Annotated in this window: 3 protein-coding genes; all 3 read right to left on the bottom strand. The window is 42.8% G+C overall.

Annotated elements, in window-relative coordinates; genetic code table 11:
* The coding region (thrC, locus tag F3741_08340; protein ID MZG30798.1) for a threonine synthase at positions 1–1,084 on the bottom strand (1,084 nt) is incomplete at its 3' end.
* 2 nt (positions 1,085–1,086) lie between these two features.
* The gene (locus tag F3741_08345) at positions 1,087–2,391 is read right to left on the bottom strand and encodes a homoserine dehydrogenase (protein ID MZG30799.1); all 1,305 of its coding nucleotides are present in this window, start codon (positions 2,389–2,391) and stop codon (positions 1,087–1,089) included.
* 3 nt (positions 2,392–2,394) lie between these two features.
* Positions 2,395–2,594: alanine transaminase (locus F3741_08350; protein MZG30800.1), on the bottom strand; the 200-nt coding region annotated here is incomplete at its 5' end.

The following is a 2,594-nucleotide window of genomic DNA, read 5'->3' on the forward strand; positions in this document are numbered from 1 at the left end:
GTAAACCCGTTTTATTAGCTCTACCCGCGGCATTGGCCAACTCACTTTCCGTCGCTTCTTCGACAATACCATCAAAAGCTTTTAGAGCGCGAATAGCTTTTTTATAACTAACCGGGTCGCCAATCTGAATAGCACTTGCCAGGGTCGTTTTTGCCTGAACGGATTCAAAGGTTTTAAATCCGTTTTTGTAACTTCGGTAAAGAGGGTCAGCCTGCTTCGCCTGGGCACAAACAAGACGCGGCAACCTGTCGATCAGGCCGAGATCATAGAACATCTGGAAGCCTTTACCGATAGCACTTACATTGCCTAAATTCCCTCCAGGCACTATTACAAAATCCGGTACTTTCCAGTTAAACTGCTGGATAATCTCAAAGCTTATAGTTTTTTGTCCTTCAATTCTCAGAGAGTTCATGGAGTTTGCCAGATAAATATCGTTTTTCTGACATACTTCCTGAACAAGTTTCATGCATCCGTCAAAGTCTGTATCCAGAGACAGAGTGAGCACGCCATGTGTAATGGGTTGGATCAGTTGCGTGAGCGACACCTTATCCTTCGGCAAAAATACAATGGCAGGAATACCTGCAAGAGCACAATAGGCAGCCAACGCCGCAGATGTATCCCCGGTTGAGGCACAAGCAACCGCCTTGATGTTTTTTCCGGAAGAAATCATTTGCTTGACCATGGAGACCAATACAGTCATACCTAAATCCTTGAAGGATCCGGTATGTGCCATACCACATTGTTTGACCCAAAGATCTTCAAGGCCTAGTTGATTCCCAAGACGCTCGGCCCAGAATAGATTCGTTCCGCCTTCATATGTGGATACAATATTATCATCCTCCACATTGGGGCAAACCAATTCCCTCTTGCCCCAAACAGCACTACCATAAGGCCATTCGTTACGCCGGTATCTGCTCTCAAATAAAGTTTTCCATTTTTCAGAGGATCGTTGTTTTAGCAAGTCCATATCGTGCTGAACCTCAAGAAGTTCACCACAGTTCTTACAACGGTAAATCACATCGCTCAGTTCATACCGGGTATTACACTCTGGATTGATACACTGAAACCAGGCTTTAAATTCCATTATTATTTTTCCACACGAATCAAGTTAGATTTTCCACAGACCACATCCAATTCTTCTATTTCCTTTAAAGCTGACTGAATATTTTTTTCACTGGATTTGTGACACATCATAACTAGAGGAACGCCTTCACCACGGTCACCTCTGCCTCTTTGTATCATTGACTCGATACTGATGGAGTTTTTGCCCAGTATTCCGGATATTTTTGACAACACACCCGGATTATCCAACACACTAAACCGCAGAAAATACTCAGACTCAATTTCATTTATATCCTTTAGTGGTATCGTTTTTACCTCTTTAGTCTGAAATGAACCAGCAGGTAGTCTTTCTCCTACCTTTAAAACTATATTTCTGGAAATTTCAATCACATCTCCAACCACTGCACTACCAGTAGGCAGGGAACCAGCACCATGACCTATCAACACATTTTCTTCCATCATATCATCACAAACACGGATAGCGTTTAGCGCACCATTGACATAGGCCATTGGATGAGTAACCGGAATCATGGCAGGGTGAACGCGAATATCTATAGCATGACCATCGTATTTGGATATTGCAAGCAGCTTGATTCGGTACCCAAACTCCCTCGCGCATTCTATGTCTTCTGAAGTAATACCAGAAATTCCAGATACAGTAATATCGTCAAATGGAACAGGAGTTCCATAAGCAAGACGTGTCAGCACAGCTATCTTATGAGCTGAGTCTATACCTTCAACATCAAAAGTCGGGTCTGCTTCTGCAAATCCTTTTTCCTGAGCTTCTTTCAAGGCAGTCTTGAAATCACAATTCTCGTCTGACATTTTGCTGAGAATATAATTCGCAGTTCCATTCACAATACCTTCTATAGTTTGAATATTATTTGCAACAAATGCCTCCCGAATCGAACGAATTATCGGAATTGCCCCACCTATAGAAGCTTCAAATCCTATAGAAAGTCCTTTATCAGTAACTGCTGAAAAGATTTCATCACCGTGTTTGGCCAACAATGCCTTGTTAGCCGTTACGATATGTTTTCCTTTTTCAATAGCCTGGAGAAGAAATTTTCTTGCGGGATCATACCCGCCAATCAACTCAATCAACACATCAATTTCGGGGTGATTGATCACCTCATCGGCAGACGTGGTTAAAACCCCTGAGGGCAAATCCACTCCACGGTCTGTGGTGATATCCAAATCCGCAACCTTAACCAGTTCCACACTGGCACCCAACCTTTTACTGATAACATCGCTATTTTCAGCAAGGATTTTAGCCACCCCGGTACCAATGGTGCCAAAACCAATCATTCCTACTTTAACTATTTTCATTATCTACTCGGTTCCCTTAAAAAATCTTTCAATTCCACGAACTGCCTGTCTGATTCTGTGCTCATTTTCCACCAGTGAGAAACGAACAAAATGGTCTCCCCCTTCTCCAAATCCAATTCCCGGCGCAACGGCGACTTTAGCCGTTTCCAATAGCTTCTTACAAAACTCGAGCGATCCCATATTTTTGAAACGGTCAGGAATTT

This window comes from Nitrospinota bacterium (genome assembly GCA_009873635.1).
GTDB lineage: Bacteria > Nitrospinota > Nitrospinia > Nitrospinales > VA-1 > LS-NOB.

Coding starts and splice junctions, on each gene's coding strand:
- F3741_08345 (MZG30799.1), bottom strand. CDS start 2,391: ATGAAAATAGTTAAAGTAGGAATGATTGGTTTTGGCACCATTGGTACC.